The following is a 26,484-nucleotide window of genomic DNA, read 5'->3' on the forward strand; positions in this document are numbered from 1 at the left end:
CGCCGCGCGCCGGGTCAGGCGGTACCGTCCGGCCCCGGGCCCTGCCCAGTATCCTTGCCGCCGGGGGCCAGCAAGGCAAGCAGGATCAGCGCCAGCCCGCCCGCGATCAGGAACATCGAGCGGTGGCTTTTCTGACCACCCTCCGCCTCGGGTCCAGGCTCATGGCCGTCCTGCATCGCCGGATTGCCGCGCAAGACCGCGCTTGCCGCATTCAGCGCCGTCGCCACCCACAGCGCGCGGGTGGTTGCGCGCAACTCGGACGACCGGCGGTTCCGCGCAGACATGGACCAGACCGTCAGGATCGCGACCAGGACCAAACCTGCCGCGACGGCCAAGAGCGCGAGTGGCATCCCAAACCTCGGCGCCAGCGCGAGGACGGCGGCCATCACCGCAAGGCCCCAGGCGGTCAACACCAGCATCAGGGCGAAAAGCACCACCCCGACCGAGGCCGCGCGGTCCCGCACTGCCCCTGCAAGCATCGCCTTCAGACCGGTAAGCGCCAAGGCGAACTCCTCTGCATGGCTCGTTGGGACCAGAGTGCCGCAACACCGTCAACCCCGCAAGGCGCAGGCTCCGGGGTCAACGGGCGTGAAGCCGTTCCGCGACGAGGACACAGGCCGCCTCGACCGCCTCGTCGATCCCCATCGAACTGGTGTCAATCACCGCCGCATCTTCGGCGGCCTTCAGCGGGGCATCCGCCCGCCCCATGTCGCGGGCGTCGCGCTCCTTGACCTCGGCCAGCACCTTGGCCTCATCCCCGCCGACCTCCAGCCAGCGCCGGTGCGCGCGGACCTCGGGGCTGGCGGTGACATACAGCTTCACCTCTGCCTCGGGGCAGATCACCGTGCCGATGTCGCGCCCGTCCAAGACCGCCCCGCCCTCGCCGCGCGCGAAGCGGCGCTGGAAGTCCAGAAGCGCCGCGCGAACGTCGGGAAGGGCGGCGACCCGGCTTGCCGCTTGCCCCGCCTCCAGCGTCCTGAGATCGCCCCGTTCCAGATCCTCGGGCGTCAGTCGGCGGGCGGCTTCGGCAGGATCGCCGCCCAGGACCCCCACCGCGCGATAGAGCAACCCGGTGTCCAGATGCCGAAAGCCGAACCGCTGCGCCACGGCCCGGCTGATCGTGCCCTTTCCGGCCGCTGCGGGCCCATCGATTGCCACCGTGAAGATCATCGCCCCTGCCTGCCGCCCAAACCCGCATCCGGCCATGGATGCCTCTGGCGGGAGTATTTTGAAATGGGGAAGTCGAAAAGCGCAATCGTGCATGCCGGGGATCGCCTTAGGGGTTCACATTTTCAAGCCGTTGAAATCATTGCGCGCCTGCATGGGATCCGTCGGATTCCTGACGATTTCTGCTTGGAATCGGGGCCAATTGCGCCTATCTTCTGCGGTGCGACGTTATCTATTCGACCACTGTCTCCGACCATCGGCCACAGCAATCGACTACAGCTGACGGGGCCAAGCCGCTGCATCCCGCGGGCGGTACGACAGACAGGAGACTTCACGATGGCCAAGGGCACCGTGAAATGGTTCAATGAAACCAAAGGCTACGGCTTCATCGCCCCGGAAGGCGGCAAGAAGGACGTGTTCGTGCACATCACCGCGCTGGAGCGTGCTGGTCTGCGCAGCCTGAAAGACGGCCAGCCGGTCACCTTCGACATCGAAGCCGGCCGTGACGGGCGCGAATCCGCGACCAATCTCGCTCTGGCATAAGGCCGGACGGACAAGATCTGGTCGGGGGCGGTTCACCGCCCCCTTCTCATTTCAGTTCATCGTGACGGCTGCGCGGTCACGCAGCACATGATCGAAGCCGATGCGAAAGCTGGCATCGGACACGTCCTCGGGCAGGCAGACCGCCGTGCGGCGCCCCAAGGGATAGGCCGGAACGTCGAATTCCCGGCTGACCAGCATCACCCGCATCTTCGCATCGCCAGCGATCAGCGCCGAAATCGCCTGTTCCGCACCGGCGATTCCGCCGAATGCGTCGCAATCCATGACGAACAGGTCATAGCCCACCCGGTCCCGCAGGATTGTGGCGACGGCGTCGTGCAGGTCATCCGTGGCGTCGACCAGGCTTCCGTATTCGACCAGGCGTTGGCAGGTGCGGCCGTCGCCCTGGTCGGTCAAGACCATCACCCGCACACCCAGAGTATGCGGGGCGACCTTCTGGCGATCGGTCTGCATGAAAGTCTGCATGTGCACTCCTCCACTACCTTATGCCAGTGACACCAACAATGCGGAGAGCTTTCGCCCGAAAAAAGGTAACTTGCGGGAATGTGACCAATACAATGCCACATTCAAGCCAGAGTTGGCGGCCGCCAGGATTGCCCGGGAAACTTGACAGCCAGTCTCATCCGCAAGCCGGCTGGGAAACCGGTTCCGACGCTGTTAACCTATTTCGGACGAAAATGCAGCCCCCCTCTGTGGGTTTGCCCGGATTTGCAACGAGGGATCAGATGAACCGTCACGTCAACATGACGAACATTGACCAGCGGCAGGACCTTGCCGCGGCCTTCCGCTGGACCGCCCGGCTGAACCTGCATGAGTCTGTCGCCAATCACTTTTCCCTGGCGGTTAACCCCGAAGGCACGCGGTTTCTCATCAACCCGAACGGCCGCCATTTCAGCCGGATCACCGCCTCGTCGCTGGTCGAGATCGATGCGAACGACTCTGACACGATGTCGCGACCCGAAGCGCCCGACCCAACCGCCTGGGGCCTGCACGGGGCGATTCACCGGGCCTGCGCGCATGCGGTTTGCGTCATGCACGTCCATTCGGTGCATGCGACCGTGCTGGCGAGCCTCGCCGACTCGCGCCTGCATGCAATCGACCAGAACTCTGCGATGTTCTTCGACCGGCATGTGGTGGACGACCACTACGGCGGCATGGCGTTCGAGGAAGAGGGCGCCCGGTGTGCCGGGCTTCTGGCCAATCCGAAGACCGTGGCGATGGTCATGGGCAACCATGGTGTGCTGGTCATCGGCCGCACCGTGGCCGAAACCTTCAACCGCCTCTACTATTTCGAGCGCGCGGCCGAGACCTACATCCGCGCCCTGCAGACCGGCCGCCCGCTGCGCGTGCTGCCGGACGAGATTGCCGAAAAGACCGCGCGGGAATGGGAAAGCTATCCCGGCTTTGCCGAGGCGCATCTGCGCGAATTGCGCGCCATCCTCGACGCCGAAGACCCCTCCTACGCGCAGTAGCCGCAGGTCGCGGCATGGCGGACCCGGACAGAATCGTGCGGGGTTGAGGCGGCGCAGGGCGCGGGTGGAGAATCGGCTTCGCTTTTCGCGGACCCTGCCCTAGATCAGGCTCAAAGGGAGTGCTTCCATGCTGTCCGATCCGCTGTTCATCTTCGCCGCCATCGCCTGTTTCGTTGTGCTGGGCATCCTGCTCTTCGGCATCGGCACCTTCGCCAAGGGGGGTGAGTTCAACAAGCGCAACGCCAACAAGATCATGCGCTGGCGGCTTGGCGTGCAGTTCGTGGCGGTGGTGCTGATCGTCGCCTTCGCCTGGTTGCGGTCGGGAGGCAACTGATGGTCGTCCTGTCCAAGATCTACACCAAGACCGGCGATGCCGGGGAAACCGCCCTTGGCAACGGCGCGCGGGTGGCCAAGCACAGCTTGCGGGTCTCTGCCTACGGCACGGTGGATGAGACGAACGCAACCGTGGGCCTTGCCCGGCTGCACGCGACCGGAGAGATTGCCGAGGCCTTGAAGCGGATCTCGAACGATCTGTTCGACCTTGGCGCCGACCTTTGCACCCCCGACCGGCATCTGGATGCGACGCTGTCCTACAAGCCCTTGCGGATGATCGAGGGCCAGGTCACCCGGCTGGAACGCGAGATCGACGCGATGAACGAAAGGCTGACGCCCTTGCGCAGCTTCATCCTGCCCGGCGGCTCACCCCTCGCCGCGCAACTTCACCTCTGCCGCACCGTCTGCCGCAGGGCGGAACGCCTGGTCGTGGAAACCGCGACGATGGAGGACGTGAATCCCGAGGCGGTCCGCTACCTCAACCGCCTGTCGGACTGGTTCTTTGTCGCCGGCCGCATCGCCAACAACGACGGCAAGGATGACGTCCTCTGGGTCCCCGGCCTGACGCGCTGAAGTCTGATCGGGAGCCAAAATTTTTCGCCGAAGAATTCTGGCTCCCGACGAACCGCCTTGCCTGATCGCCCCCGACGATCAAAACGCGGCGTCGCGTCGCGCCAACCTGTCGCATTTGGTCTGTTCCCAAAGCCCCTGTTCCGGTAACAGGCGGGGCGAGAGCTTGTGCGGGCCATGGGTCTGCGACGGATGAGGAGTTTCGGCCATGAAGGTGCTGGTCCCGGTCAAGCGGGTTATCGACTACAACGTGAAGGTTCGGGTGAAGGCGGACGGGTCGGGGGTTGACCTCGCGAACGTCAAGATGAGCATGAACCCCTTCGACGAAATCGCGGTGGAAGAAGCCATCCGCCTGAAGGAGAAGGGCGTCGCGACCGAGGTGGTCGTCGTCTCCATCGGCGTCAAGCAGGCGCAGGAAACCCTGCGCAACGCGCTCGCCATGGGGGCCGACCGGGCGATCCTGATCGAGGCGACCGACAACGTCCACACCGACATCGAACCGCTGGCCGTGGCAAAGCTGCTGGCGGCTGTCGTCAAGGAAGAGGCCCCGGGCCTTGTCCTTTGTGGCAAGCAGGCGATCGACAATGACATGAACGCCACCGGCCAGATGCTGGCCGCCCTTCTGGGCTGGTCGCAGGCCACCTTCGCCTCGGAAGTCGCCATCGAGGGCGACCACGCGAAAGTCACCCGCGAAGTGGACGGCGGTCTGCAAACCATCACCGTGAAGATGCCGACGATCATCACGGTCGATCTGCGCCTGAACGAGCCGCGCTATGCGTCGCTGCCGAACATCATGAAGGCCAAGGCCAAGCCGCTGGCCGCGAAGACCCCTGCCGACTACGGCGTGGACGTCTCGCCGCGCCTCTCGGTCGTCAAGACCGTGGAACCGGCGGGCCGCAAGGCGGGTGTGAAGGTCGGCTCGGTGGCCGAACTGATCGCGAAACTCAAAGACGAAGCGGGGGTGCTGTAAGATGGCCGTTCTTCTTCTTGCTGACGTTGTCGATGGCAAGCTGGCAACCGACCAGGTCGCCAAGACCCTGACCGCGGTGAAATCGCTGGGGCCGGTCACGGTCCTGGTCGCGGGCACGGGCGGCGATGCCGCTGCGGCCGAGGCGGCGACGCTGGACGGCGTGGCACGCGTCCTCTTCGCCGACGACCACGCCTATTGCCATGGGCTTTCCGAACCCACCGCCGCGCTGGTCGTGTCGCTGGCCGGGGACTATGAGCACATCGTGGCGGCCTCGGGTGCGCTGTCGAAGTCGGTCCTGCCCCGCGTGGCGGCCCTTCTCGACGTGATGGTGATCTCGGAAGTCCTGGCCGTGCATGACGCCGCGACCTTTGATCGCCCGATCTACGCCGGGAACGCGATCCAGACAGTGAAGACCTCGGACGCGAAGAAGGTGATGACCATCCGCACCGCGACTTTCGACGCGGCGGGCAAGGGCGGTTCGGCCCCGGTCGAGAAGGTCTCGGCCAGCGTTGACGGGTCGATGTCGGCCTGGGTCGAGGACAAGGTTGCGTCCTCCGACCGTCCGGAGCTGACCTCGGCCGGGATCGTCGTGTCGGGCGGGCGTGGCGTGGGCTCGCAGGCTGACTTCGCGCTGATCGAGAAGCTGGCGGACAAGCTGAACGCCGCCGTGGGCGCCTCGCGCGCGGCGGTGGACAGTGGCTACGCGCCGAACGACTGGCAGGTCGGGCAGACCGGCAAGGTCGTGGCACCGGATCTGTACGTCGCGGTCGGCATCTCGGGCGCGATCCAGCACCTGGCGGGGATGAAGGATTCGAAAGTCATCGTCGCGATCAACAAGGACGAAGAGGCGCCGATCTTCCAGGTCGCCGACTATGGCCTGGTCGCCGACCTGTTCACCGCCGTCCCGGAAATGATCGAGAAACTGTAAGGTAAGGTGGGCGGATCGCCCACCCTACGAGGGGGTCACCGCAAGGTGGCCCCTTTTTCCATTCCCACCAGCAAAGCGACTTCCGGGACAAGCCGGTCCGCCGCCTCGGCATGAACCGCTGCCCCGGGCAGGGCACGGGCCTGTTGCATCTCGGTCTCGGGAAAGTGCATCCCGGTCGCGCCTTCTGCCAGTGCTGCGGGTGAGGCAACCACTTCGACCAGCCGCGTGAACCGGCCCTGCAGCGCGGCAAGCATCCGACTGTCGACCAGCCAGGGACCAAACCCTTCGCCCGGCTCATCGGCCCTCGTCGGGGGCGGGGCATCGGACAGCCAGACGAGCACGCACCGCCCGGGCAGCCGCGCTAGCAGAGCCTGCATCCGCGCGACCCAGGTCTGCTGCAGGACCGTCAGCAGCTTGGCAAATCGCTGCGGATCGGTGCGGCGCAACACGGTCAGCAGATGCCGGGTGAAGTGGATCTCGGTGAAGTCGACCTGCGGATACAGCGCCCGCAGGTCCGGGGTCGCGGCCAGGAACCGGTCATTCCGCCGCGCATGGACCGTGTAGAAGGGATTGCTCACCCCCTCCACGCCCGTCACCTGCACCACCGCAACAGCAGCCCCGGCCGCAATCTTCAGGGCACCCGGGTCGGACAGGTAAAGATCCGGCCCGGCATTCTGCGCCGCAAGGTTCGCAACCGGCAGGCCCAGCGCCTGTTCCAGCAGCGCCGGATAGGGCCGGGCCACATACTTGCCAAAACTCGCCGATCCGCCCAGCACCGCGACGTAGGCGCGCGACAGGTCCCGCGCAGGCCCCCGGAACAGCGCCTTCGACGCGCCATAGCGGCACGGAAAATAGTCGAGCGCCCCCGCGCCCGCATCGAGATGCATCATCCCACCACCCGATTGCAGTCACCCCAGGGCAAACTCTGGCCGGGAGTGGTTGCCGAATGGCTAAAATCGGGCGGTTGCCTAAAAGGCCCGGCACTTTGCCTGTCCTTGCGCGGGCCGGACGGGCCGGGCATAACCGGGATCGACAGATGGAGGTGCAGGCGATGGAGATCAAGCTGGTGGGCGTCGTGGGCGCCGGGCAGATGGGCAACGGCATCGCCCATGTCTTTGCGCTGGCCGGCTACAGCGTCCTCTTGACCGACGTGTCGGAAGACAGCCTCGCAAAGGCGCTGGCGACCATCGAGAAGAACATCGAACGCCAGGTGTCGCGCGGAAAGGTCCTGCCCGCCGACAAACGCGCGGCGATGGAGCGGATCAAGACGACCTTGAGGCTGGCCGATCTGGGCCAGTGCGACCTTATCATCGAGGCTGCGACCGAACGCGAAACGGTCAAGCAGGCGATCTTCGAGGACCTGTTGCCGCACCTGAAGCCGACGACGATCCTGACCTCGAACACCTCGTCGATTTCCATCACCCGCCTCGCCTCGCGCACCGACCGGCCCGAGAAATTCATGGGCTTCCACTTCATGAACCCGGTCCCGGTGATGCAGCTGGTCGAACTGATCCGCGGCATCGCCACCGACCAGGAGACCTGGGAAACCCTGCATGAAGTGGTGCGCAAACTGGGCAAGACCGCCTCCAGCTCCGAGGATTTCCCGGCCTTCATCGTCAACCGCATCCTGATGCCGATGATCAACGAGGCGGTCTATACGCTGTACGAAGGCGTGGGGTCGGTGAAGTCGATCGACGAGTCGCTGAAGCTGGGCGCCAACCACCCGATGGGGCCCTTGGAACTGGCGGATTTCATTGGGCTGGATACGTGTCTGTCGATCATGAACGTGCTGCATGAGGGGCTGGCGGACACCAAGTACCGGCCCTGTCCACTCCTGACGAAGTATGTCGAGGCGGGGTGGCTGGGGCGGAAAACGCAGCGGGGGTTCTATGACTACCGGGGGGAAGTGCCGGTGCCGACGCGGTGAATGCACCCAACTGGCAAGAAGCGACATCTCATTCGTATATTTTGCCCAACAGCATTATCTCTGCGGCCTGTCTCCACGGGTTACTGTCTGCAAGATAGTTGCCAGGTTGGCCAAGTTTGTTGTCTCTCGCTCCTGCAATGGCTGCTTCAAGGAAGGAGCCGATGCTTGTGTTTTCCCAACCGTACATGGATGAGTAGCTGCTCGAAGGTGAAGCTTTCTCAGAAACCGTCGCCGCTTCCCAATCGTTCATGAGCGCTTCCAAAAAATCTAGGAAGCTAGAGAGGTCATGAACTCTCTCAGCGACATATTGAATTTCCCTAAAGCTCACGAAGGCCTCCGTCGGCAGCAAGCACAACATCATGCTGAAAGTTACAGTTCGTAGCAGAACCAAAAGAGCAGGTCGTGGGTCTGCACCCACACTACGCCCGGCCCTTCAACCCCAGCGTATGCTCCCGCAGCCAGGCCAGGAACCCCCGCGGGTTCCCCTCCCACTTCTTCAGCTCCTCCGCCGGGATCGGCTCACCGATCACGGGCCGGGTCGGCTTGAAGAGACACCGCTTGATCTCATACAGCAGCAACCCCTGCCGCACAGTATCTGACAGCTGGTTAGCGATCTGGAACATGCGAGAGTTCTGGCCGGGGAAGAAGATCGGCAGGATCGTCGCGCCGGTCGACTTGACGATCTTGTGGGTGAAGACGTTCCACTCGCCCTCGACCGCCGGACCCCACCAGCCTTCGCTCATCGCGACCTTGCCGGCCGGGAACAGGATGATGACCCCACCCGCCTTCAGGTGCGCCAGCGTCTCCTCCCGCATCTGCAGGCCAAGTTCGCGCGCGTTGTCCTCGTGCGGGAAGGGCACGGGGATCATGAACTCCTCGACCTCGGGGATGCCGGTCAGCAGGGACCGGGTCAGGATCTTGAAGTCCGATCGCACCCGGTTGACCATCTCGGCCAGGACCATCCCGTCCACCAGGCCCGAGGGGTGGTTCGACACCACGACCAGTGGCCCCGTCGACGGAATGCGGGCGATCTCCTCCGCCGGGGTCTCGATCCTTATGCCCATGTGGCGGATCGCCTTGGGCCAGAACGGCGCCCCGAACGGCGCACCCGACTTTTCAAAGCTGCGGATCAGGCGCAGCAGCTGGACCTTGGCGGTCAGCCATTCGATGGCGCGGATTGTCCCGGCCTTCCAGGGGTTCTTGAAGGTGCCCGCATAGGACAGCCGACGCATGTCGTACTGACGGTCAACCCGACCGGCCGCAGACACGGGCGTCTCGGTGGCGATCTGGGTCTGTTCGGTCACTAAGCGGCTATCCCCGGTGGTCCCGACAGAGTCGGGGCATCACCGCTCAATAATCCTCTCCGAACCGCGCCGCAACAAGCGCCTCCAGCGCATCGGCGAGTTTCTCCGCCTCATCGCCCGTGCACGTCACGTCAATCGTGGTTCCACGCGACGCGCCAAGCATCAGAAGGCCCATGATCGAATCGCCCGAAACCTCCATCCCGTCCTTGGCGACGTTGGCTCGGGCCTCGTGCGCCTCGACCACCTCGACGAACTTGGCGCTGGCACGGGCATGCAGGCCCTTTTCGTTCACGATACGCAAAGTGCGGCTGGTCATGGTCGTCTCTCAGGCCCCGCTGCCAAGGTCCAGGCTGTTGATATACTTGCGTCCCGCGTCCAGAGCGGCCGCCACAGCCTCAGGAACACCCAGGTCGCGCGACTTGGCAAGCTTGATCAGCATCGGCAGGTTCGCCCCGTACAGGATGCGTCGTCCCGAGGTGGCACAGGCCGGCAGCGAAAGGTTGGACGGCGAGCCCCCAAACATGTCCGTCACCAGCACCACGCCCTGGCCCTGATCGACCGCATCGGCGGCCGCGCAGATTTCCGCCTGTTTGGCGCTGCGGTCGTGGTCATCCTCGATGGAAATCGCCCGGACCCCATCTTGCCTGCCCACGACATGCTCCACCGCCGAGAGATATTCCCGCGCCAGACCGCCATGCGCCACGATCACGATTCCGATCAAGCGTGTGATACCTTCATTGCGTCGGGTTGCACCGTGGCAGCCTTGCGTTCAAGTTCCCGGTGCCGTTTTGACACCGGCCAGCCGGCTTCCGCAAGCGTGGAACCGACCATTTCCGCCATGGCAACCGACCGATGTTGCCCTCCCGTACAGCCAAAGCCAATGGCGAGGTGCGCCTTGCCCTCATCCAGATGGGCTGGAAGCAGAAACAGAAGCAGCTCGCTCACCTTCTGGAAGAACTCGGCAAAACGCGGGTCCTGGCGCACAAAGGATTCGACCGCCGGGTCGCGGCCATCCAGCGGGCGCAGCGCCGCCTGCCAATGGGGATTCGCCAGGAACCGGCAGTCAAAGATCATGTCCATCCCGCGCGGCACGCCACGCTTGTAGCTGAAGGACTGGACCGACACCGACAGCCGCCCGGTCACCCCGGCATCGAACCGGCGGGTGATCTCGGCCTTCAGGTCGTGCTGGGTCAGGTCCGTCGTATCGATCAGATGATCGGCCCGCACCCGGATCGGGGTCAGAAGGTCGATCTCGCGCTCCACCCCCTGGGCAGGGGTCTCGTCCGGGGCCAGCGGATGGCGGCGACGGGTTTCGGAAAACCGCTGGATCAGCACCGACGGCGCGCAGTCGAGATACAGGACCTCAAGGTCCACCCTGGGGTCTCGGGTCAGCTTGTCGATCAATTCGATCAGCGCGGTCGCGTTGAAATCGCGGTTGCGCACATCCAGCCCCAGCGCGATGGGACGACCCAGCGGCGGGCCTTCGACCAGGCGCGGGACCAGTGACAGCGGGATGTTGTCGATCCCCTCATAGCCCAGATCCTCCAGCACCCGGATCGCCGTCGTCCGCCCGGCGCCCGAAGGGCCGGTGACGAAGACAAGGTGATGATCCATCGACAGGTCTGGCATCAGCTGGGGTTCCGAGGCGGTCATGCCTCACGTCCATGGCGAAGATAAAGCATCAGCGCGTCTGGAAAATGGTCATTCTGCACATGCAGCACAAGGGAGAGCGATATTCCCAGAATCGTGACCTTGCGGCGCGGCGGGAGCCGGTCGGTTTCCATCTGCCCCAGGTCGACCACCAGCCCGACCTCGGCCCCTGACACGGAAGGCGCGCGCAGGATGCCGACCCCCCGCGCCTCGATCATGCCTTGTAGGTCAGGGTTCGGACAGGAGGCCCACAGCGTTCCGCCCACCCCCTCCAGCCGCGTCAGGTCATCCGACACCAGCACCGCCCCGCGCGAGATCAGCTGCAACGCCAGCGCCGATTTGCCCGCTCCTGACGGGCCAAGGATCAACAGCCCCCGCCCGTCGACGGCGACGCAGGTGGCATGCAGCGTCTCGCTGGACTGGGTCACACGGGGATCACACCGGCAGGCCGACGACGAACCGCGCGCCCAGCGGGTCCGAGGTCGGGTCGGCGGCCGTCGGGCGGATGTTCTCGGCCCAGATCACCCCGCCATGCGCCTCGACGATCTGCTTGGAAATCGCCAGGCCAAGGCCCGAATGCTTGCCGAATTCCGACTGCGGCCGTTCGGAATAGAATCGTTTGAACACCTTGGTCAGCGCCTGCTCCGGGATGCCCGGTCCTGTATCTTCCACCACGATCAGCACCCGGTTTTCCCGCCGCCGGGCCCAGACGCGAACCGCGTCACCCTCCTCGCAGAAGGAGATCGCGTTGGTCACCAGGTTCACGAACACCTGCGCCAGCCGTGCCTCCAGCCCATGGATGGTGATCGGATCGGACGGAAGGTCGATGATGAAATCCACCCCCTTCTCGCCCGCCTGCTGCGACAGGTACTGGCAGAGATTGGACAGGGTCTTGAGAAGGTTGAACTCCTCCTCCTCCTCCTTCACCAGCTCCGAATCCAGCCGCGAGGCGTTCGAGATGTCGCTGACCAGCCGGTCCAGACGCCGCACGTCATGTTCGATCACGTCCAGCAGCTTGTCGCGGTGCTCGTCCTTCTTGACGAAGCGCAGCGAGCCCACAGCCGACCGCAAGGACGCCAGCGGGTTCTTGATCTCATGCGCCACATCCGCCGCGAACTGTTCATTGGCGTCGATCCGGTCATACAGCGCCGACACCATGCCCCGCATGGCCACGGAAAGCCGCCCGATCTCGTCCGGCCGCGCCGCAAGGTCGGGGATGCGCACCCGGGAGGGCGCCACCCGGCGCGAGTCGCGGTCACGGCCCACTTCGGCAGCGGCAGCCAGGTCGGACAGGGGGTTCGAAATGGTCGAGGCCAGCATCAGGCTAAGGCTGATCGACAGCACCACCGCCAGCAGGAACATCTGCAGGACCTGCTCGCGCTCATACCGCACCAGCCGGTCGATCTCCTCGCTGTTCGAGGTGATGGCCACCACCCCCACCAGTTCATCGGCGATCAGGATGGGCGTGGCCACGGTAAAGTACATGTTGCCTTCGCCGTTCCGGGTGACGCGGGTCACCACCTCACCCGCGCGCGCGCCCTCAAAGGCCGCACGGGCGTTGTCGGCCGGATCGATCGTCTCGGTCCAGTCGCGGCGGCCCTGCCGGAACAGCACGGTCACCACATCCCAGACGCCTTCCAGGAAATCGGTCAGGATCGTCGGCTGGTCCGGGTCGGGCACCAGCGTCCCGGTCCCTTGCCCCACGCGCGAGGCCAGAAGCTGGCCGGTCGGATCGAAGACGAAGACTTCCAGCACCGGGTCCAGCTCGATGTCCTGCAACGGCGTACGGAAGTCGAACCCGGCGTTGCCCGGTCGCAGATGCGCCTCATAGACCGCTGCGATAAGCTCCGCCTGCCGCACCATGCCCAACTGGCGTTGCAGGGCCAGGCTGTCGCGGAACGGGTTCATGAACAGAACCCCGACCGCCAGCAGCACCAGCGCCATCAGGTTGAAGACGATGATCTTCCGCGCCAGGGGCGATCGGTTCAGCCCGACAATGCTGCGTCCGCCCCGGCCTTCCTTCAGGCGCTCGACGGTCGCGTCCGGCGATACCCAGTCTTCGCCCAAAAGAACGTCGCCCGACCGCTTGGGCCGGACGTCATTGGGGTTAAGCCTGGGGGCCGAGGTCATGTCAGGCGGCCGTCACTCTTCGTTGTAGCGGTAGCCGATACCATACAGCGTTTCGATGGCCGAAAATGTGTCATCCACCGACCGCATCTTCTTGCGCAGCCGCTTGATGTGGCTGTCAATGGTCCGGTCGTCGACATAGACCTGATCGTCGTAGGCCACATCCATCAGCTGGTCGCGGCTCTTCACGAAACCGGGGCGCTGGGCCAAGGCCTGCAACAGCAGGAACTCGGTCACCGTCAGCGCGACCTCTTTCCCCTTCCAGGTCACCGAATGGCGCAGCGGGTCCATGCGCAGGGCACCCCGTTCCATCATCCGGGTCTCTTCGGTGGCCGCAGCCTCACCCGTATTGATCGCTTCCTGCCGGCGCAGCAGCGCGCGGATGCGTTCCACCAGCAGGCGCTGGCTGAAGGGCTTCTTGACGTAGTCGTCCGCCCCCATCCGCAGGCCCAGGACTTCGTCGATCTCGTCGTCCTTCGAGGTCAGGAAGATCACCGGGATCGAGGTCTTCTGCCGCATGCGCTGCAACAGATCCATCCCGTCCATCCGGGGCATCTTTATATCGAGGACCGCCATGTCGGGCATCCGGCGGCTGAACGCCTCGAATGCGGACTGACCGTCGTTGTAGGTCTCGACCTCGAACCCTTCGGCTTCCAGGGTCATGGCGACCGAGGTCAGGATATTCCTGTCATCGTCGACCAGCGCGATGCGGGACATCTTCGTGCCTCCCTTAAACTGCTGCAGCTGCCTTATCGTTATTTTGCAAGCATTTTCAGGGCTGCCACCGGGATAATCAACAGAAATTCGAATCACCCCTGAAACAATGGCCGGGGTGGTGGCAATTTCGCCCATACCGACGACAATTCTGCAACCCTGCCGGGTTTGCCGGAAAATGGTGGCGCTAACGGTGGAATGATTGCGCTAACTGTTTGAAATCACGCTATTCCCGTGCAAAAATCCCATGCTATAGCCCCCGTGTGGTTGGCCCCCACCAGGGCTTGTCACGGCATTCATTGGCCCGGATGCCGACCCATCTGAACCGCCGCAAGCGGCTTGCGGCTACGGGAGCTTGCAGGATGATCCAAGGACGCGTGAACCCCAACCAGACGCTGGAGACACAAGGCATCACGGGTGTGGCGGTGGCCCACTACAACTATGCCGAGTCCGCGCTGGTCGAGGCTGCCGTCTTCCGGGGCGAAGGTCGTCTGGGTCGCGGGGGCGCCTTCCTCTGCTCCACCGGCCAGTTCACCGGCCGCTCGCCCAAGGACAAGTTCGTCGTCCGCACCGCCACTACCGAAGACACGATCTGGTGGGACAACAACGCCGCGATGACGCCGGACGCCTACGCGCGTCTCAAATCCGACATGCTGGCCCATGTCCAGGGGCGCGAACTTTTCGTTCAGGACCTCTACGCCGGGGCCGACCCGATCCACCGCCTCGACGTCCGCGTGGTGACCGAACTCGCCTGGCACGGCCTCTTCATCCGCCACCTCCTCCGCCGCCCCGCGCGGGAAGAACTGGACAGTTTCACCCCGGAATGGACGGTCATCAATCTGCCGTCCTTCAAGGCCGACCCGGCGCGGCACGGCACCCGGACGGAAACCGCAATAGTCCTGAACTTTGACGAAAAGACGGTGCTGATCGCCAACACCGCCTACGCGGGTGAGAACAAGAAGGCCGTCTTCACCGTCCTGAACTACCTTCTGCCCGAAAAGGGCGTCATGGCGATGCATTGCAGCGCCAACCACGCCATCGGCAACCCGGTCGACGCCGCCGTCTTCTTTGGCCTCTCCGGCACCGGCAAGACCACGCTTTCCGCCTCGCCCGACCGCACGCTCATTGGCGATGACGAACACGGCTGGTCCGACCGCGGCATCTTCAACTTCGAAGGCGGCTGCTACGCCAAGACCATCGACCTTAGCCCTGAAGCCGAGCCCGAGATCTACGCGACCACCCACCGCTTTGCGACCGTGGTAGAGAACATGGTCTTCGACCCCGAAACGCTGGAATTGGACTTTACCAACCGCAGCCTCACGGAAAACACCCGCTGCGCCTACCCGCTTGAGGCGATTTCGAACGCCAGCGCCACCGGCCTTGGCGGCCACCCGCGTCATGTCGTCATGCTGACCTGCGATGCCTTCGGCGTCCTGCCCCCCATCGCGCGGCTGTCCCCGGCCCAGGCGATGTACCACTTCCTCTCCGGCTTCACCTCCAAGGCCGCCGGGACCGAACGCGGCATCACCGAACCGCAGCCCACTTTCTCCACCTGCTTCGGCGCGCCCTTCATGCCGCGCCGGCCCGAGGTCTATGGCAAGCTGCTGCAACAGAAGATTGCCAAGCACGGCGCGTCCTGCTGGCTCGTGAACACCGGCTGGACCGGCGGCGCCTATGGCACCGGCAGGCGGATGCCGATCCGCGCGACCCGCGCGCTGCTGGCGGCGGCGCTGGACGGTTCGCTGTCCAAGGGCGAATTCCGCCGCGATCCGAACTTCGGCTTCGACGTGCCGGTCTCGGTCCCCGGTGTGGCCGAGGGCCTGCTCAATCCGCGCGAAACCTGGACCAGCGCCAACGACTACGACGCGCAAGCGGCGAAGCTCGTGGCCATGTTCCAGAAGAACTTCGCCCAGTATGTGCCCTTCATCGACGCCGACGTGAAGGCAGCGGGTATCGGGTGATCCACCCCTCGTCGTGCGCCTTCAGCTTCTCCTCCGTGGCCCCCCCGCGAGGAGAAGCGAAGCGCACGACGAGCTTCACATCAGCGCCAGCCGCACCATGTTCAGCCCGGTCAGCACCAGCAACCCTTGCGTCCAGCGCCGGAAGCGCGCCTGGTCCAGCCGGTCCTGCACCCGGTAGCCGATGAACAGCCCGATCAACGCGGGCCCGCACAGCGCCGCCGAGAACCCCAGCGTCTGCGCATTGGCCAGCCCCGTCCCCAGATGCGCCGCCAGAAGCATCACTGCGCCCAGCAGGAACACCACGCCCTGCGCCCGGATCATCTGCAGCTTGTCCGCCCCGGTCGACAGCAGGAACACCAGCAAGGGCGGCCCCCAGATCCCCGAAACCCCGCCGTACAGCCCGCCGATGATACCCAGCCCCCATTCCGCCCGGTCGCGATGCTGCAACCGGATCGCCAGGCTGCGGCCCACCAGTTGCAGGGCGGCAAAGATCGTGATCGGCACCCCCAGCATCAGCAGATACAGCCCGCGCGGGATCGCATCGGCAAAGGGCGCCGAGATCGCGATGCAGATCACCGTCGCGATCAGGAACCGCCGGTAGGTCCTCGTCGTCTCGACCGCCGGTCCCACCCCTTGCCGGAAGGCCTGCGAAAGGTTCGTCACCAGCGTCGGCAGGATCAGCCCGGCCAGTGCCACCTCTTGCGGCAGGATTACCGCAAAGGCCGATACCAGGATCAGCGGCATCGCAAATCCGACCGCCCCCTTCACGAACCCCGCGAACAGCGTGATCGCCAGCGCCGCCAGAAACGCCTCGGTCGAAAGCCCTGCCGTGAAATGTTCCAAGTCCCATCCTCCGCCCGCCCTTGTCGCAGGGGCGCGGGGTAAGGGAAAGCCCCGTCGCCAGCGATTGACCTCTGCCTCGCACCCGGGCTTTATCGGCGCATCGCATCCGGGCCGCCGCAGATGAAACCCTACCTTCCGACGCCACTCCTTGCCGTTCTCGCCGCACTGTCGGCCGGACCCGCCCTGGCGGACCCTGCTCCGCCCAGCACCGCACCGGGGATCGTGATCGAAGCCTTCGGCGTGCACTGCAACATCGAGTCCGAGGGCACACAGGCCGCGCCCGGCACCGAATCCGGCTTCATCAATCTCCTGTCCGGCACGCCGGAATTCACCCATCGCCAGCAGGAAGTGCCCGCCCGGATCGGGATCTCCTTCGCCGTCATCGCAGTCCCCGACCGCGACATCTTCGACGCCCGGCTCGTGACCTGGAAACCCGGCGCGACCCAGCCGGAATACTGGGTCTCCGACATGGCCGCGCATGAGCCATCGATCCAGGGCTTCATGTTCGAAACCCCCTCGGAACTGATCACCGGCCTCTGGCGGCTGGAGGCCTACGAGGGAGACACCCAGCTTTACTCGGTCGAATTCGACGTCCTGCCGGGTGACCAGTTGCCGGGGGTGACTTCGGACTGCAACCTCCTGTCCTGAAAATCGCCTGCGACATTTTCGGTCCCATTTGGCAATACGATTGAAATCTTGTTGCTCTGCACCTGCAAAGGCGCTAGGTCTTCGCAGGTGCAGAATCTCGCCCTGGAGCCCCCGATGCCGCATGATGGACAAGCCATGGCCGACAGCCCCGTTCTTGCCGACCTCCCGGCCCTGACCGCCGCCGCCCTGCCCGAGATCGAGGCGCTGTTCACCCAGGCGCGCGACCAGCTGAAGGCCGCGGTGACGCTTGATGGCCGCCTGAACGCCGCAGCGCTCGAAGCCCGGCAATTCCAGACCCATGCGCTGTCCTGGCTTGCCACCTATGTCGAGGCGCTGCGCCAGTTGCAGGCCTGGGCCGGACGCCTGTCCACCGCTGGCCAGTTCGGCGCGATGGAGGAACTGATCCTCCAGATCGGTTTCGGAGAATACCTCGCCCAGATCACCGGCGGCCTGCCGATGAGCCAGGGCGAAATCGCCCGCCTGGCCGATCTTGACCTGACCTGGACCCCTGGCCCCGCCGCAGCCCGGCTGATCGCCCACGGCAACACCGCCGCAGCCCGCGACGTGCTGGTGGCCCTCATGCAGGACAACCACGGCCGCGCGACCTTTGGCGCGACCGGGCTGGACGAAGAACTGGAGATGATCCGCGACCAGTTCCGTCGCTACTCGGACGAAAAGGTCATCCCCCGGGCGCAGGACTGGCACCTGAAAGATGAACTCATCCCGATGGAGGTCATCCAGGACCTCGCCGGAATGGGCGTCTTCGGCCTGACCATCCCCGAGGAATACGGCGGCTTCGGCCTCTCCAAGGCCTCGATGGTGGTCGTCAGCGAGGAACTTTCGCGCGGCTACATCGGCGTGGGTTCCCTTGGCACCCGCAGCGAGATTGCCGCCGAACTGATCCTCTGCGGCGGCACCGACGAGCAGAAGCAGAAGTGGCTCCCCGGCCTCGCCTCTGGCGAAATCCTCCCCACCGCGGTCTTCACCGAACCGAACACCGGCTCCGACCTCGGCTCACTCCGCACCCGCGCCCGCCGCAAGGGTGACGACTGGGAGATCACCGGCAACAAGACCTGGATCACCCACGCCGCGCGGACCCATGTGATGACCGTCCTCGCGCGGTCTGTCGAAGGCACCACGGACTATCGCGGCCTGTCGATGTTCCTGGCCGAAAAGACGCCCAGCACTGACGAGACCCCCTTCGTGGACGAAGGCCTTTCGGGCGGCGAGATCGAGGTCCTCGGTTACCGCGGCATGAAGGAATACACCGTCAACTTCGACGGCTTCGCTGTGAAAGGCGAAAACCTTCTGGGTGGGGTCGAAGGCCAGGGCTTCAAGCAGCTGATGCAGACCTTTGAAAGCGCCCGCATCCAGACCGGGGCCCGCGCCATCGGCGTCGCGCAATCCGCGCTGGAAACCGGGATGCAATACGCGCTGGACCGCCAGCAGTTCGGCAAGCCGCTGATCGCCTTCCCGCGCATCTCAGGCAAGCTGGCGATGATGGCCGTGGAAATCATGATCGCCCGCCAGCTCACCTACTTCTCTGCCTGGCAAAAGGACCACGGCCACCGCTGCGACCTTGAGGCGGGGATGGCCAAACTCCTCGGCGCCCGCGTCGCCTGGGCCGCCGCCGACAACGCCCTGCAAATCCACGGCGGCAACGGCTTTGCCCTCGAATACCGGATCAGCCGCATCCTCTGCGACGCCCGCATCCTGAACATCTTCGAAGGGGCCGCCGAGATTCAGGCCACGGTGATCGCGCGGCGGCTCTTGGAGTGAACCCACGCGACGATTGAAGTTTCATCCCCTTTCCGGCAGTCTGAGCGTATTCACTGACGTCGGAGATGAAATTGTCCGAACGCTTTGCCGACCTACCGAGAGATGTGCGCCGAAGGAAGCTGGAAGCGGCCCGGCTGAAGCTGGATTGGGATGCGAAGGATGGACCGCTAGGCGGGGTGATCCTACATTTGAGGTACAGAGCACGAGCCGCTCGGCGCAACGGTCAAATTTTTCTTTGGATGCTTGTTGCCACCGTCGTTCTGGGGCTTGGCTTCTACCTTGGCTTGCCCCTCGTTCAAGGCTGGTTCGATGGACGCCAACAAGCTCTTGAAGACACCTTAAAGGCAATAGAGAATCGAAAACAGGAGCTGGACGCCGACAGGAGGACACTCATTCTTGGAGGAGAGCCGAAGGAAGGACTAGAATCACGGGGTCTGCAAAATTTACTAAAGGATACGTTTCTTTCCGTGTCGACAGACACATTTGCACTATTGTCCGAACCAATCGTTTTTGGTGGGCAGCTATTTGTGTTTGGTGAGGGTGCAGTTGCTCTTACCTTGGATAGGGAAAGCAACAGCTTCAAAAGAACATTAATTGCGGGAACTGGGTACCTCCGGAATCCCATCATCTACAAAGAGATGCTTTATGTTTTTGACGACGGGGGTAACGCACATAGATTGAGAACGAATGAGTCTTCGTTTGAGATTATGCCAACGAGCCTACTCGACTCGGTTGTCGCTTCAATTGTGTATTCTGATCAACTTTTCCTATTTGATACCGAGGGGAACGTGGCCCGGCTAAGTGCTGACAACACCCGCTTCGAGCAATTTGATGCAAACTTAGGACGTGGGCTTCGGCAGCCGATAGTTTTTGAAGGAGACTTGTATGTATTTGGTTGGGGCGGTCAGGCCTTTCGGTTGAAGCCTGGCGACAATCGTTTCGAAGTAGTCGCAACAGGTACAGGCGATACCCTCGTTTCCCCAACAATTCACGGCGAAAGGCTCTATGTACTCAGCTATGGTGGTTCGGTGTATCGTCTCGCGGGCGACCAGACAGAATTCGAGATGATCGCGACAGTCGCAGGATACTCTCTGTCAGAGGCAATCAGCTACGACAAGCATCTCTTTGTTTTTGGCGATCGCGGCTTGGTGCTTAAGCTGAATGCAGACAGCGACGAACTCAAGATAATTCCAACTGGAACTGACAGTACCTTGGGAAACGCTTTGATCCATGGCACGGCGCTTTGGGTATTTGGAGAAGGGAATGAGGGCGGAATTGCTTTTCGAATTTCTTCTAAGAGTTCGCAGTTTGTGGCTGTTCCGATCGAAGTCTCCCTCATTTCCGCAAATAGAGTAGCTCGTGGCGACGACCTCTTTGTCTTTGGAGGCGACGGACAGGTTGCAAGACTGTCTGCCGACGGTTCCAGGTTTGAGTCTGTCGCAACTGACACGAACTCTTTTCTTACTGCCGCTATCCTAACTAACGGTGAGATTTTTATTTTTGGTAGTGACGGAGCGGCTCTTACTCCGACAAACAGTCTTTCAATAAATGCTAGTAAGTTACCGGTAGGATCAGACGACGAAAGTCAGAGTGCTGTAAGACAGTTCTTTGCCAATGGAATTCCAGAAATTGTTCGGGATCGAGGTCCCATTTCAGAGATCTATAGTAGGCTCAGCTTTTTAGAGTCAGAGCGCGTAGGCCTTAACACAATTGAAAGTCGTACAAGCGATCAACTTCGAGCTGTTGTGTTGAATCCTTTGCAATATCTGCGAGAACGAAAACTGTTAGAGCTTAGGGGTTTTCTTGACGTCTGTAGAGGATTGCCACCATCCCTCGACCTTACCGCGGCCTGCATAACGGCGTGGCAGTCGGAGCAGGTCCAAGGACAGAAATCCTGGTGGGAGACGCTTGCAGCACAGGTTCCCCCCGGCATCCTCTTGCTCTTCCTCCTCGCCACGCTCGGCGGGCTCTACCGTTACAATGTCCGCCTCGCCAGCTTCCACGACTCCCGGGCGGATGCGCTGCAGCTCCTTTCGCAAAGTCGCACCCCGCAGGAACTCCGCGACATTCTCGCCAAAACTCCGGGCGAAGCCGTCAACCTCGCCACCCTCTTCCTTGCCGCCGACAAGGTCGAGATGGGCACCATCAAGGCTAAGCTCGGCCAGGCAGAGATCGAGCTGGCCAAGGCCCTCGGAGCTGACAAGTCGGAGGGATGATCGCCCGGCGCCTTCTGGTTTGACCGCTTGCTTTGGTCTTGTCGCGCGGTCAAACTGGGCCATATAGCCCAAAGTTGACAGTGTAAAGACCAGAGCTTCCCATGCCCCAAACCGTCCTTCTGACCGGCTCTTCCGGCTTCATTGCCAAGCACGTCGCGCTGAAGCTTCTGAACGCAGGCTACAACGTCCGCGGCACCGTCCGCCGGCTGGACCGGACGGATGAGGTCCGCGCTGCCCTCGCTCCCTACCTGACCGAACACGCGGGCGAACTGACCTTTGTCCAGGCCGACCTCGAATCCGATGCCGGCTGGGCCGAGGCGATGGCCGGCATCTCTGCCCTCGTCCACACCGCCTCGCCCTTTCCCATCGCCCAGCCGAAGGACCCCGCCGTCCTGATCCGCCCCGCGGTCGAAGGCACGGAACGGGTCCTGAAGGCCGCCGCCGCCGCTGGTGTGACCCGGGTGGTCCTCACCTCCTCGACCGTCGCCGTCCTGAACGAAGCGAAGCCCGACACCCTGCAGGACGAGGCCGACTGGTGCGACACCCACCTGCCCTCGACCACGCCCTATGCCAAGTCGAAGACCCTCGCCGAACGCGCAGCATGGGAGATCGCCAAGGCCCGCGGCCTGCGGCTCACCACGATCAACCCCGGTCTCGTCCTCGGGCCGCCGCTGGACGACCACTACGGCTCCTCCCTCGGCCTCGTCGAACGCTTCCTCAAGGGCAAGGACCCGATGCTGCCCGCGCTTGGCATGCCGATCGTTGATGTCCGCGACGTGGCCGAGATGCACCTGCGCGCCCTGCAGCGGCCCGCGACGGAAGGCCGCCGCTACATCGCAGCCTCCGGCTCGATGGCCTTCGTCGACATGGGCCGAACGCTGAAAGCCGCCTACCCCACCCGCCGCATCGCGACGCGCGAGGCACCGAAGGCGATCGTGCGTTTCCTTGCCCTGTTCGACCCGCAGATCAAATCCATCCTGCCCAAGCTTGGCCATCTGGAACGGGTGTCCAACGCCCGCGCGGTCAAGGAAATGGCGATGGAATTCATCGCCCCCAAGGCGGCACTCCTCGCCTCGGCCGACTGGCTGGTCAAACACGGCAAGGTCTGGGCCTGACGACTGCTCCTCGTTCGCCTTCGGCTTCTCGTCGCCCGTGGACCTGCGACGAGTGGTCGAAGACCATCGAGGAGCGGCCCCTAGGCCGGAACGCCCCCACGCGACGGACGAGCGACTCCAAGCCGCGGATGCAGCCGCCCCGCCACCGCCCATGAGGCCAGAAGCCCCGCCCCCGCAGCAATGAAGATCCCCGGCAACGGCGCCACCCACAGGACCAGCCAGGCCATCCCGGGCGTCACGATGGACGACACGTCGCGGAAACTGGAATAGACCGCCGACATCTCGGTCCGCTCGCTGGGCTTGACCGACATCAGGAACGGCAACCCGCCCACGACATCCAGCATCACCAGAAAGACCGAGGCCGCCATGATCAGCGCCACGGTCATCCAGGGAAGAAATGCCAGAAGACCCGCCGACAGGAACAGCGCCCCGCAGGCCCCGAAGGCCGTGCGCACCGACCGGCGCACCGACAGGCGGCGGGCCAGCCGGTTCAGCGCGGGTGCCGCGAACAGCGTGGCGTTGGTGATCGACAGCGCGATGCCCCCGACCTTGTCGCCCAGCCCCGCCTCGATGCAGAAGATTGGCAGGTAGACGACATAGACCCACCAGCCGCAGGACCGCATCACCGCAAACATCCAGCCCGCGATCAGCCGGGGCTGGCTGAAGAACCGCCCCAGATAGCCCAAGGGGTTCACCGCCGGACGCTTGGCCCGGGTGATCTGCTTGCCGTTGCCCAGCCGCAGCACCCAGAAACTGACCATCAGGATCAGCGCAAACGTCCCGGAGGCGATGAACGGCAGCGCATGCCACTGGTGATACAGCCAGACCCCCGCCATCGGACCAATCGCCCAGGGCGCGGCCGCATAGACCATCTGCGTCGACTGGCTCCGCCCCAGGTTCGCCCGGTCGACATAGTCCAGCACATAGGCGTTCAGGCAGACGAAGATCGTCACCGTCGCCATCGCATTGCAGATCAGTGCCATCGGCACCGACCAGACCGTCCCCAGCGCGCCCAGCGTATTGCCGATCAGGTACAGGCACACACCCCCGGTGTAGGTCCAGCGCCGCGGGATCTTCCTGGCCGCCCAGGGCACCATCAGCCCCCAAACCAGCGCCACGATCCCCGAGATGAAGAACGCAACCGACGTCGTCTGCGCATCCCCCAGCGCGTCATAGACCACCAGCGGCATGGTCGAGATCAGCATCCCGCGGATCGAGGCATCAAGCCCGGACAACAGCGCGAAATGCTCGATCCGGGGGGTGGGGCTGTGGCGCAGCGCCAGCGGAATGTAACGGTAGGCCATGGCGTCACTTGGACGGCGGGACCCCGGTTCCGTCTGTCACGGACACGACACTTTCCGTCGTTTCAGGCCCGTCGCGACAAGAGGTCGACCAGCCGGGACCGCGCCTCGGGCAGTGGCCGCTCGTGCAGGACGGGCCGCAGTTCCCGGTCCAGGAAGAACCCGGTCAGCCGCAATCCCGCCAGCACCGCATCCGGTCCCAACAGGCCCAGGCCGCCAAGGCCCGCAGGCATTGGCAGCAGCCGGTCCGCCCAGTCCCCCGCCCCCGCCGCTGTCACCGCGCGCCCCGATTTCGGGCTGACATAGGCCAGCCCTTCCACCGCCCCCGTCACCGCGCAGACCGACAGGTCAAGGCCGAAGCCGATCTCCTCCAGAAGGCACAGCTCCCACCGGACGTAATCCGAGGTCCAGCCCTCCTGCCCCAGCACATCCACCAGCCCCAGCGTCCGCCGCCACAGCTCCGGATGCGGCTCCCGCTCCGGCAGCGCCTCGTGCAGCAGGGCACAGACCGCCATCAGCCCCGCCAGCGCCAGCCGGTCCGCCAAGAGATGCGCCCGGCTTTTCAAGGGTTCCACCGTGAAACTGCCGATGTGGTCGTCCAGCCGCGCCCGCCAGTCCAGCACCAGCCCCGATCCCGGCTGCAACATCGCCGCCATCCGGCGCGAGGCCCCGCCCCGCACCACGCCAATGTGACGGCCATGCTCCGCCGTCATCACCTCGATGATCGCCGAGCTTTCCCCATGCGGCCGCATGGACAGAAGGATGCCTTCGTCGCGCCAATCCATGCGCGCGACTATCCGATGCGGGCAGAGGCCACGCAAGGCCGGGCAGCTGTGCCTGGCACCATGCCCGTGGCGACCCGGCCCGGTGAAGCCCCATTGAACCCTCGTCCTCGCCGCCTATCCTTCCCCCATGTCTCAAAGCACTGCACGGTCCCGCACCCTTGCTGCCGCCGCTGCCCTAACCGCAGGGGCAGCCGTCGCCCTGCAGATTCGCCTCGCTGCCGATGCACCGGGCCGACCACTCGACACGCCCGCCCTGTGGTGGCTTGCCGGATACTTCACCATCCTGACGAACGGTGGCGTCGCCGTTCTGATGGGTGCCGTCGCCCTCGGGATGCACCTGTCGGCACGACTGCAGGGCGGCCTCCTCCTGTCGATCCTGATGGTGGGCCTGGTCTATCACGCGCTCCTCGCCCGGCTCTGGGCGCCCGAGGGGCTGGCCTGGTGGACCGATCAGGCGCTTCACACCGCCACGCCGGTTCTGACGCTTCTCTGGTGGCTTGGGCACGGGGATCGCCGGGTCACCGCAGGCGACCTTCCCGCCTGGCTGATCTGGCCCGCAGTCTACGCCATCTATGCGCTGATCCGTGGCGCCCTGACCGGCTTCTGGCCCTATCCGTTCCTCGATGCGGACAGTCTCGGCTGGCCCCAGGTTGCCCTCAACACCGCCGGAATGGTCGCAGCCTTCGCCGCCCTGGGCCTCGGCCTGATCGCGCTGGCCCGTGCCTCAGTCCGCTAGCCCGTCTTCTTCCAGCAGCGTCCGGCCCGCCCGATCCTCCAACTCGATCACCCAGAGGTCCGGGTCCCGCGCGCTGGTCCGCGATACCAAGGCATCGACGTCGCGCTCCTCCCCCTCGGCCAGCAGGAACCAGGCCCGCGCTCCGGTCATCAGGTCCGACCGCCGCTCAAAGGCCCGCGCCGTCCCGTCCAGAAGCGCCACCTTCACCACCACCGCGCCCGCTTCGGCATCACCCTTCGCCGTCACATAGGCCGGTATATCCGCCAGCCGCAGCCGGGTCAGATAGGCCGAGACCCAGATGCCGCTGGCCAACCTGGCACTCATGCGGCTTGCCCATGTCCCAAATACTCCCGCCGGAGGCTCCACCGCCTCCACGAACGCAACGTTTCAGAACCAGGCCAAAATTCCTTTGAAGGAATTTGCAAAAGTCTTCCAAGACTTTTGGCCCCCTCAGGCATCGCCGTCCTTGAAGTCCAGCCCCATCTCCGAATAGCGCTCGGCCTCTTCCAGCCAGTTCGGCCGCACCTTGACCTGCAGGAAAAGGTGCACCGTCCGCCCCAGGAACTCGGAAATCTCGGCCCGCGCCGCCTGGCCGATGGCCTTGATCGTCTCGCCCCGGTTGCCCAGAACGATCCCCTTGTGCCCGTCCCGCGCGACATAGACCACCTGGTCGATCCGCGTCGTCCCGTCGGGCTTGTCTTCCCACTTCTCGGTCTCGACCGTCAGCTGGTAGGGCAGCTCTTCATGTAGGCGCAGCGTCAGCTTCTCGCGGGTCATCTCGGCCGCGATCATCCGCATCGGCAGGTCGGCGATCTGGTCCTCGGGATAATACCACGGACCCTCCGGCAGGTTCGCGCCAAGCCAGTCCTTCAGGTCCTCGACCCCATAGCCCCGCTCGGCGCTGATCATGAAGGTCTTGGCAAAGGGAAACGCGGTGTTCGCTTCCTCGGCCAGAGCCAGCAGGGTTTCCGCCTTCACCCGGTCGATCTTGTTGATCGCCAGCGCCACCGGCTTGCCCTTCGGCATCTCGTCGCGCAGCCGCTCGATGATCGCCTTCGCGCCCTCGGTCAGTCCGCGATGCGCCTCGATCAGCAGGACGATCACATCGGCATCCGACGCCCCACCCCAGGCCGCCTTGACCATCGACCGGTCCAGCCGCCGCCGGGGCCGGAAGATGCCGGGAGTGTCCACAAAGACGATCTGCGCCTCGCCCGCCATCGCGATCCCGCGAATCCGCGCCCGCGTCGTCTGCACCTTGTGCGTGACGATGCTGACCTTCGCCCCGACCATCCGGTTCAGAAGCGTGGACTTGCCGGCGTTCGGCTCTCCGATCAGGGCAACAAAGCCCGCGCGTGTGGTCATGTGGTGGCAACCCTT

The 26,484-nt window shown here is 64.4% G+C and carries 30 protein-coding genes; 13 read left to right on the forward strand and 17 right to left on the reverse strand.

The annotated features are described in order from the left end of the window. Positions 1-14 precede the first annotated feature (14 nt). Both E8M84_RS12665 and E8M84_RS12670 read right to left on the reverse strand, forming a co-directional pair. Positions 15-503, reverse strand: coding sequence for a hypothetical protein (locus tag E8M84_RS12665; protein WP_137111537.1), 489 nt, complete (start codon positions 501-503; stop codon positions 15-17). A 76-nt stretch (positions 504-579) separates the two neighbouring features. Next, the gene (locus E8M84_RS12670) at positions 580-1,170 is read right to left on the reverse strand and encodes a d(CMP) kinase (protein ID WP_137111538.1); all 591 of its coding nucleotides are present in this window, start codon (positions 1,168-1,170) and stop codon (positions 580-582) included. Between the two features lie 333 nt (positions 1,171-1,503). Here E8M84_RS12670 and E8M84_RS12675 point away from each other — a divergent pair, with 333 nt between their 5' ends. Then, positions 1,504-1,710 carry a cold-shock protein gene (locus tag E8M84_RS12675; RefSeq protein WP_103258321.1) on the forward strand — a complete coding sequence of 69 codons (207 nt, stop codon included), beginning with the start codon at positions 1,504-1,506 and terminating at the stop codon, positions 1,708-1,710. A 51-nt stretch (positions 1,711-1,761) separates the two neighbouring features. Here the strand turns inward: E8M84_RS12675 and E8M84_RS12680 are convergent, their stop codons facing one another. Next, positions 1,762-2,193 carry a hypothetical protein gene (locus E8M84_RS12680; protein ID WP_137111539.1) on the reverse strand — a complete coding sequence of 144 codons (432 nt, stop codon included), beginning with the start codon at positions 2,191-2,193 and terminating at the stop codon, positions 1,762-1,764. 278 nt (positions 2,194-2,471) lie between these two features. On the opposite strand from E8M84_RS12680, the gene E8M84_RS12685 reads away from it, so the two are divergent. From E8M84_RS12685 to E8M84_RS12705, 5 genes are all read left to right on the forward strand, one after another. After that, entirely contained in the window at positions 2,472-3,200 is a 729-nt protein-coding gene (locus tag E8M84_RS12685; protein ID WP_205914607.1) for a class II aldolase and adducin N-terminal domain-containing protein, read from the forward strand. A 127-nt stretch (positions 3,201-3,327) separates the two neighbouring features. After that, positions 3,328-3,534, forward strand: a complete 207-nt coding sequence (locus E8M84_RS12690) for a twin transmembrane helix small protein (protein ID WP_137111541.1) — start codon at positions 3,328-3,330, stop codon at positions 3,532-3,534. Beyond that, the gene (locus tag E8M84_RS12695) at positions 3,534-4,106 is read left to right on the forward strand and encodes a cob(I)yrinic acid a,c-diamide adenosyltransferase (protein WP_137111542.1); all 573 of its coding nucleotides are present in this window, start codon (positions 3,534-3,536) and stop codon (positions 4,104-4,106) included. The genes E8M84_RS12690 and E8M84_RS12695 overlap by 1 nt, the downstream gene beginning before the upstream one ends. A gap of 205 nt (positions 4,107-4,311) precedes the next feature. After that, positions 4,312-5,073, forward strand: coding sequence for an electron transfer flavoprotein subunit beta/FixA family protein (locus E8M84_RS12700; RefSeq protein ID WP_137111543.1), 762 nt, complete (start codon positions 4,312-4,314; stop codon positions 5,071-5,073). A gap of 1 nt (position 5,074) precedes the next feature. Further along, the gene (locus E8M84_RS12705) at positions 5,075-6,001 is read left to right on the forward strand and encodes an electron transfer flavoprotein subunit alpha/FixB family protein (RefSeq protein WP_137111544.1); all 927 of its coding nucleotides are present in this window, start codon (positions 5,075-5,077) and stop codon (positions 5,999-6,001) included. Between the two features lie 35 nt (positions 6,002-6,036). On the opposite strand, the gene E8M84_RS12710 is transcribed toward E8M84_RS12705, so the two are convergent. Next, on the reverse strand, positions 6,037-6,891 hold the full coding sequence (locus E8M84_RS12710) for a DUF6473 family protein (protein ID WP_137111545.1): 855 nt from the start codon (positions 6,889-6,891) through the stop codon (positions 6,037-6,039). Between the two features lie 161 nt (positions 6,892-7,052). Here E8M84_RS12710 and E8M84_RS12715 point away from each other — a divergent pair, with 161 nt between their 5' ends. Further along, complete coding sequence (locus tag E8M84_RS12715) at positions 7,053-7,928, forward strand: 3-hydroxybutyryl-CoA dehydrogenase (RefSeq protein WP_137111852.1); 876 nt, start codon at positions 7,053-7,055, stop codon at positions 7,926-7,928. A 28-nt stretch (positions 7,929-7,956) separates the two neighbouring features. On the opposite strand, the gene E8M84_RS12720 is transcribed toward E8M84_RS12715, so the two are convergent. The 8 genes from E8M84_RS12720 to E8M84_RS12755 all read right to left on the reverse strand — a co-directional run bounded on the left by E8M84_RS12720 (position 7,957) and on the right by E8M84_RS12755 (position 13,726). Beyond that, positions 7,957-8,256, reverse strand: coding sequence for a hypothetical protein (locus tag E8M84_RS12720; protein WP_137111546.1), 300 nt, complete (start codon positions 8,254-8,256; stop codon positions 7,957-7,959). Positions 8,257-8,347: 91 nt separating this feature from the next. Further along, the gene (locus tag E8M84_RS12725; RefSeq protein ID WP_240790372.1) at positions 8,348-9,232 is read right to left on the reverse strand and encodes a lysophospholipid acyltransferase family protein; all 885 of its coding nucleotides are present in this window, start codon (positions 9,230-9,232) and stop codon (positions 8,348-8,350) included. Positions 9,233-9,278: 46 nt separating this feature from the next. Next, on the reverse strand, positions 9,279-9,548 hold the full coding sequence (locus E8M84_RS12730; protein ID WP_137111547.1) for an HPr family phosphocarrier protein: 270 nt from the start codon (positions 9,546-9,548) through the stop codon (positions 9,279-9,281). A 9-nt stretch (positions 9,549-9,557) separates the two neighbouring features. Then, complete coding sequence (locus E8M84_RS12735) at positions 9,558-9,953, reverse strand: PTS sugar transporter subunit IIA (RefSeq protein WP_137111548.1); 396 nt, start codon at positions 9,951-9,953, stop codon at positions 9,558-9,560. Beyond that, positions 9,950-10,861 (reverse strand): RNase adapter RapZ, encoded by a 912-nt coding sequence (gene rapZ / locus E8M84_RS12740; RefSeq protein ID WP_137111854.1) that lies wholly within the window; start codon positions 10,859-10,861, stop codon positions 9,950-9,952. The genes E8M84_RS12735 and rapZ overlap by 4 nt, the downstream gene beginning before the upstream one ends. 20 nt (positions 10,862-10,881) lie before the next feature. Beyond that, positions 10,882-11,310, reverse strand: coding sequence for an HPr kinase/phosphorylase (locus tag E8M84_RS12745; RefSeq protein ID WP_137111549.1), 429 nt, complete (start codon positions 11,308-11,310; stop codon positions 10,882-10,884). Between the two features lie 7 nt (positions 11,311-11,317). Further along, the gene (locus E8M84_RS12750) at positions 11,318-13,012 is read right to left on the reverse strand and encodes a sensor histidine kinase (protein WP_137111550.1); all 1,695 of its coding nucleotides are present in this window, start codon (positions 13,010-13,012) and stop codon (positions 11,318-11,320) included. A 12-nt stretch (positions 13,013-13,024) separates the two neighbouring features. Further along, positions 13,025-13,726, reverse strand: coding sequence for a response regulator transcription factor (locus tag E8M84_RS12755; protein ID WP_137111551.1), 702 nt, complete (start codon positions 13,724-13,726; stop codon positions 13,025-13,027). A gap of 359 nt (positions 13,727-14,085) precedes the next feature. On the opposite strand from E8M84_RS12755, the gene E8M84_RS12760 reads away from it, so the two are divergent. After that, the gene (locus E8M84_RS12760; RefSeq protein ID WP_137111552.1) at positions 14,086-15,684 is read left to right on the forward strand and encodes a phosphoenolpyruvate carboxykinase; all 1,599 of its coding nucleotides are present in this window, start codon (positions 14,086-14,088) and stop codon (positions 15,682-15,684) included. 75 nt (positions 15,685-15,759) lie between these two features. Here E8M84_RS12760 and E8M84_RS12765 read toward each other — a convergent pair whose 3' ends face one another. After that, entirely contained in the window at positions 15,760-16,527 is a 768-nt protein-coding gene (locus E8M84_RS12765; RefSeq protein ID WP_240790373.1) for a sulfite exporter TauE/SafE family protein, read from the reverse strand. 120 nt (positions 16,528-16,647) lie between these two features. Between E8M84_RS12765 and E8M84_RS12770 the strand changes: the two genes are divergently transcribed. From E8M84_RS12770 to E8M84_RS12785, 4 genes are all read left to right on the forward strand, one after another. Then, positions 16,648-17,175 carry a DUF3859 domain-containing protein gene (locus tag E8M84_RS12770; protein WP_137111554.1) on the forward strand — a complete coding sequence of 176 codons (528 nt, stop codon included), beginning with the start codon at positions 16,648-16,650 and terminating at the stop codon, positions 17,173-17,175. 114 nt (positions 17,176-17,289) lie between these two features. After that, the gene (locus tag E8M84_RS12775) at positions 17,290-18,954 is read left to right on the forward strand and encodes an acyl-CoA dehydrogenase family protein (RefSeq protein WP_137111855.1); all 1,665 of its coding nucleotides are present in this window, start codon (positions 17,290-17,292) and stop codon (positions 18,952-18,954) included. A 65-nt stretch (positions 18,955-19,019) separates the two neighbouring features. Then, positions 19,020-21,170, forward strand: coding sequence for a hypothetical protein (locus tag E8M84_RS12780; RefSeq protein WP_137111555.1), 2,151 nt, complete (start codon positions 19,020-19,022; stop codon positions 21,168-21,170). 101 nt (positions 21,171-21,271) lie between these two features. Then, entirely contained in the window at positions 21,272-22,285 is a 1,014-nt protein-coding gene (locus E8M84_RS12785) for an aldehyde reductase (RefSeq protein ID WP_137111556.1), read from the forward strand. An 80-nt stretch (positions 22,286-22,365) separates the two neighbouring features. Here the strand turns inward: E8M84_RS12785 and E8M84_RS12790 are convergent, their stop codons facing one another. Then, positions 22,366-23,589, reverse strand: a complete 1,224-nt coding sequence (locus E8M84_RS12790) for an MFS transporter (protein ID WP_137111557.1) — start codon at positions 23,587-23,589, stop codon at positions 22,366-22,368. 62 nt (positions 23,590-23,651) lie between these two features. After that, positions 23,652-24,371 (reverse strand): DNA repair protein RecO, encoded by a 720-nt coding sequence (recO, locus tag E8M84_RS12795; RefSeq protein ID WP_137111558.1) that lies wholly within the window; start codon positions 24,369-24,371, stop codon positions 23,652-23,654. A 127-nt stretch (positions 24,372-24,498) separates the two neighbouring features. On the opposite strand from recO, the gene E8M84_RS12800 reads away from it, so the two are divergent. After that, on the forward strand, positions 24,499-25,107 hold the full coding sequence (locus E8M84_RS12800) for a Pr6Pr family membrane protein (protein ID WP_137111559.1): 609 nt from the start codon (positions 24,499-24,501) through the stop codon (positions 25,105-25,107). On the opposite strand, the gene E8M84_RS12805 is transcribed toward E8M84_RS12800, so the two are convergent. Further along, on the reverse strand, positions 25,096-25,431 hold the full coding sequence (locus E8M84_RS12805) for a DUF1491 family protein (RefSeq protein ID WP_137111560.1): 336 nt from the start codon (positions 25,429-25,431) through the stop codon (positions 25,096-25,098). The genes E8M84_RS12800 and E8M84_RS12805 overlap by 12 nt on opposite strands. Before the next feature lie 126 nt (positions 25,432-25,557). Further along, complete coding sequence (era, locus tag E8M84_RS12810) at positions 25,558-26,469, reverse strand: GTPase Era (protein WP_137111561.1); 912 nt, start codon at positions 26,467-26,469, stop codon at positions 25,558-25,560. Positions 26,470-26,484: the final 15 nt, after the last annotated feature.

The organism is Rhodobacter sp. SY28-1 (assembly GCF_005222785.1).
Taxonomy (GTDB): domain Bacteria; phylum Pseudomonadota; class Alphaproteobacteria; order Rhodobacterales; family Rhodobacteraceae; genus Tabrizicola.

Coding starts and splice junctions, on each gene's coding strand:
- E8M84_RS12670 (WP_137111538.1), bottom strand. CDS start 1,170: ATGATCTTCACGGTGGCAATCGATGGGCCCGCAGCGGCCGGAAAGGGC.
- E8M84_RS12675 (WP_103258321.1), top strand. CDS start 1,504: ATGGCCAAGGGCACCGTGAAATGGTTCAATGAAACCAAAGGCTACGGC.
- E8M84_RS12680 (WP_137111539.1), bottom strand. CDS start 2,193: ATGCAGACTTTCATGCAGACCGATCGCCAGAAGGTCGCCCCGCATACT.
- E8M84_RS12685 (WP_205914607.1), top strand. CDS start 2,472: ATGACGAACATTGACCAGCGGCAGGACCTTGCCGCGGCCTTCCGCTGG.
- E8M84_RS12690 (WP_137111541.1), top strand. CDS start 3,328: ATGCTGTCCGATCCGCTGTTCATCTTCGCCGCCATCGCCTGTTTCGTT.
- E8M84_RS12695 (WP_137111542.1), top strand. CDS start 3,534: ATGGTCGTCCTGTCCAAGATCTACACCAAGACCGGCGATGCCGGGGAA.
- E8M84_RS12700 (WP_137111543.1), top strand. CDS start 4,312: ATGAAGGTGCTGGTCCCGGTCAAGCGGGTTATCGACTACAACGTGAAG.
- E8M84_RS12705 (WP_137111544.1), top strand. CDS start 5,075: ATGGCCGTTCTTCTTCTTGCTGACGTTGTCGATGGCAAGCTGGCAACC.
- E8M84_RS12710 (WP_137111545.1), bottom strand. CDS start 6,891: ATGATGCATCTCGATGCGGGCGCGGGGGCGCTCGACTATTTTCCGTGC.
- E8M84_RS12715 (WP_137111852.1), top strand. CDS start 7,053: ATGGAGATCAAGCTGGTGGGCGTCGTGGGCGCCGGGCAGATGGGCAAC.
- E8M84_RS12730 (WP_137111547.1), bottom strand. CDS start 9,548: ATGACCAGCCGCACTTTGCGTATCGTGAACGAAAAGGGCCTGCATGCC.
- rapZ (WP_137111854.1), bottom strand. CDS start 10,861: ATGCCAGACCTGTCGATGGATCATCACCTTGTCTTCGTCACCGGCCCT.
- E8M84_RS12750 (WP_137111550.1), bottom strand. CDS start 13,012: ATGACCTCGGCCCCCAGGCTTAACCCCAATGACGTCCGGCCCAAGCGG.
- E8M84_RS12755 (WP_137111551.1), bottom strand. CDS start 13,726: ATGTCCCGCATCGCGCTGGTCGACGATGACAGGAATATCCTGACCTCG.
- E8M84_RS12760 (WP_137111552.1), top strand. CDS start 14,086: ATGATCCAAGGACGCGTGAACCCCAACCAGACGCTGGAGACACAAGGC.
- E8M84_RS12770 (WP_137111554.1), top strand. CDS start 16,648: ATGAAACCCTACCTTCCGACGCCACTCCTTGCCGTTCTCGCCGCACTG.
- E8M84_RS12775 (WP_137111855.1), top strand. CDS start 17,290: ATGCCGCATGATGGACAAGCCATGGCCGACAGCCCCGTTCTTGCCGAC.
- E8M84_RS12780 (WP_137111555.1), top strand. CDS start 19,020: ATGAAATTGTCCGAACGCTTTGCCGACCTACCGAGAGATGTGCGCCGA.
- E8M84_RS12785 (WP_137111556.1), top strand. CDS start 21,272: ATGCCCCAAACCGTCCTTCTGACCGGCTCTTCCGGCTTCATTGCCAAG.
- E8M84_RS12790 (WP_137111557.1), bottom strand. CDS start 23,589: ATGGCCTACCGTTACATTCCGCTGGCGCTGCGCCACAGCCCCACCCCC.
- recO (WP_137111558.1), bottom strand. CDS start 24,371: ATGGATTGGCGCGACGAAGGCATCCTTCTGTCCATGCGGCCGCATGGG.
- E8M84_RS12800 (WP_137111559.1), top strand. CDS start 24,499: ATGTCTCAAAGCACTGCACGGTCCCGCACCCTTGCTGCCGCCGCTGCC.
- E8M84_RS12805 (WP_137111560.1), bottom strand. CDS start 25,431: ATGAGTGCCAGGTTGGCCAGCGGCATCTGGGTCTCGGCCTATCTGACC.
- era (WP_137111561.1), bottom strand. CDS start 26,469: ATGACCACACGCGCGGGCTTTGTTGCCCTGATCGGAGAGCCGAACGCC.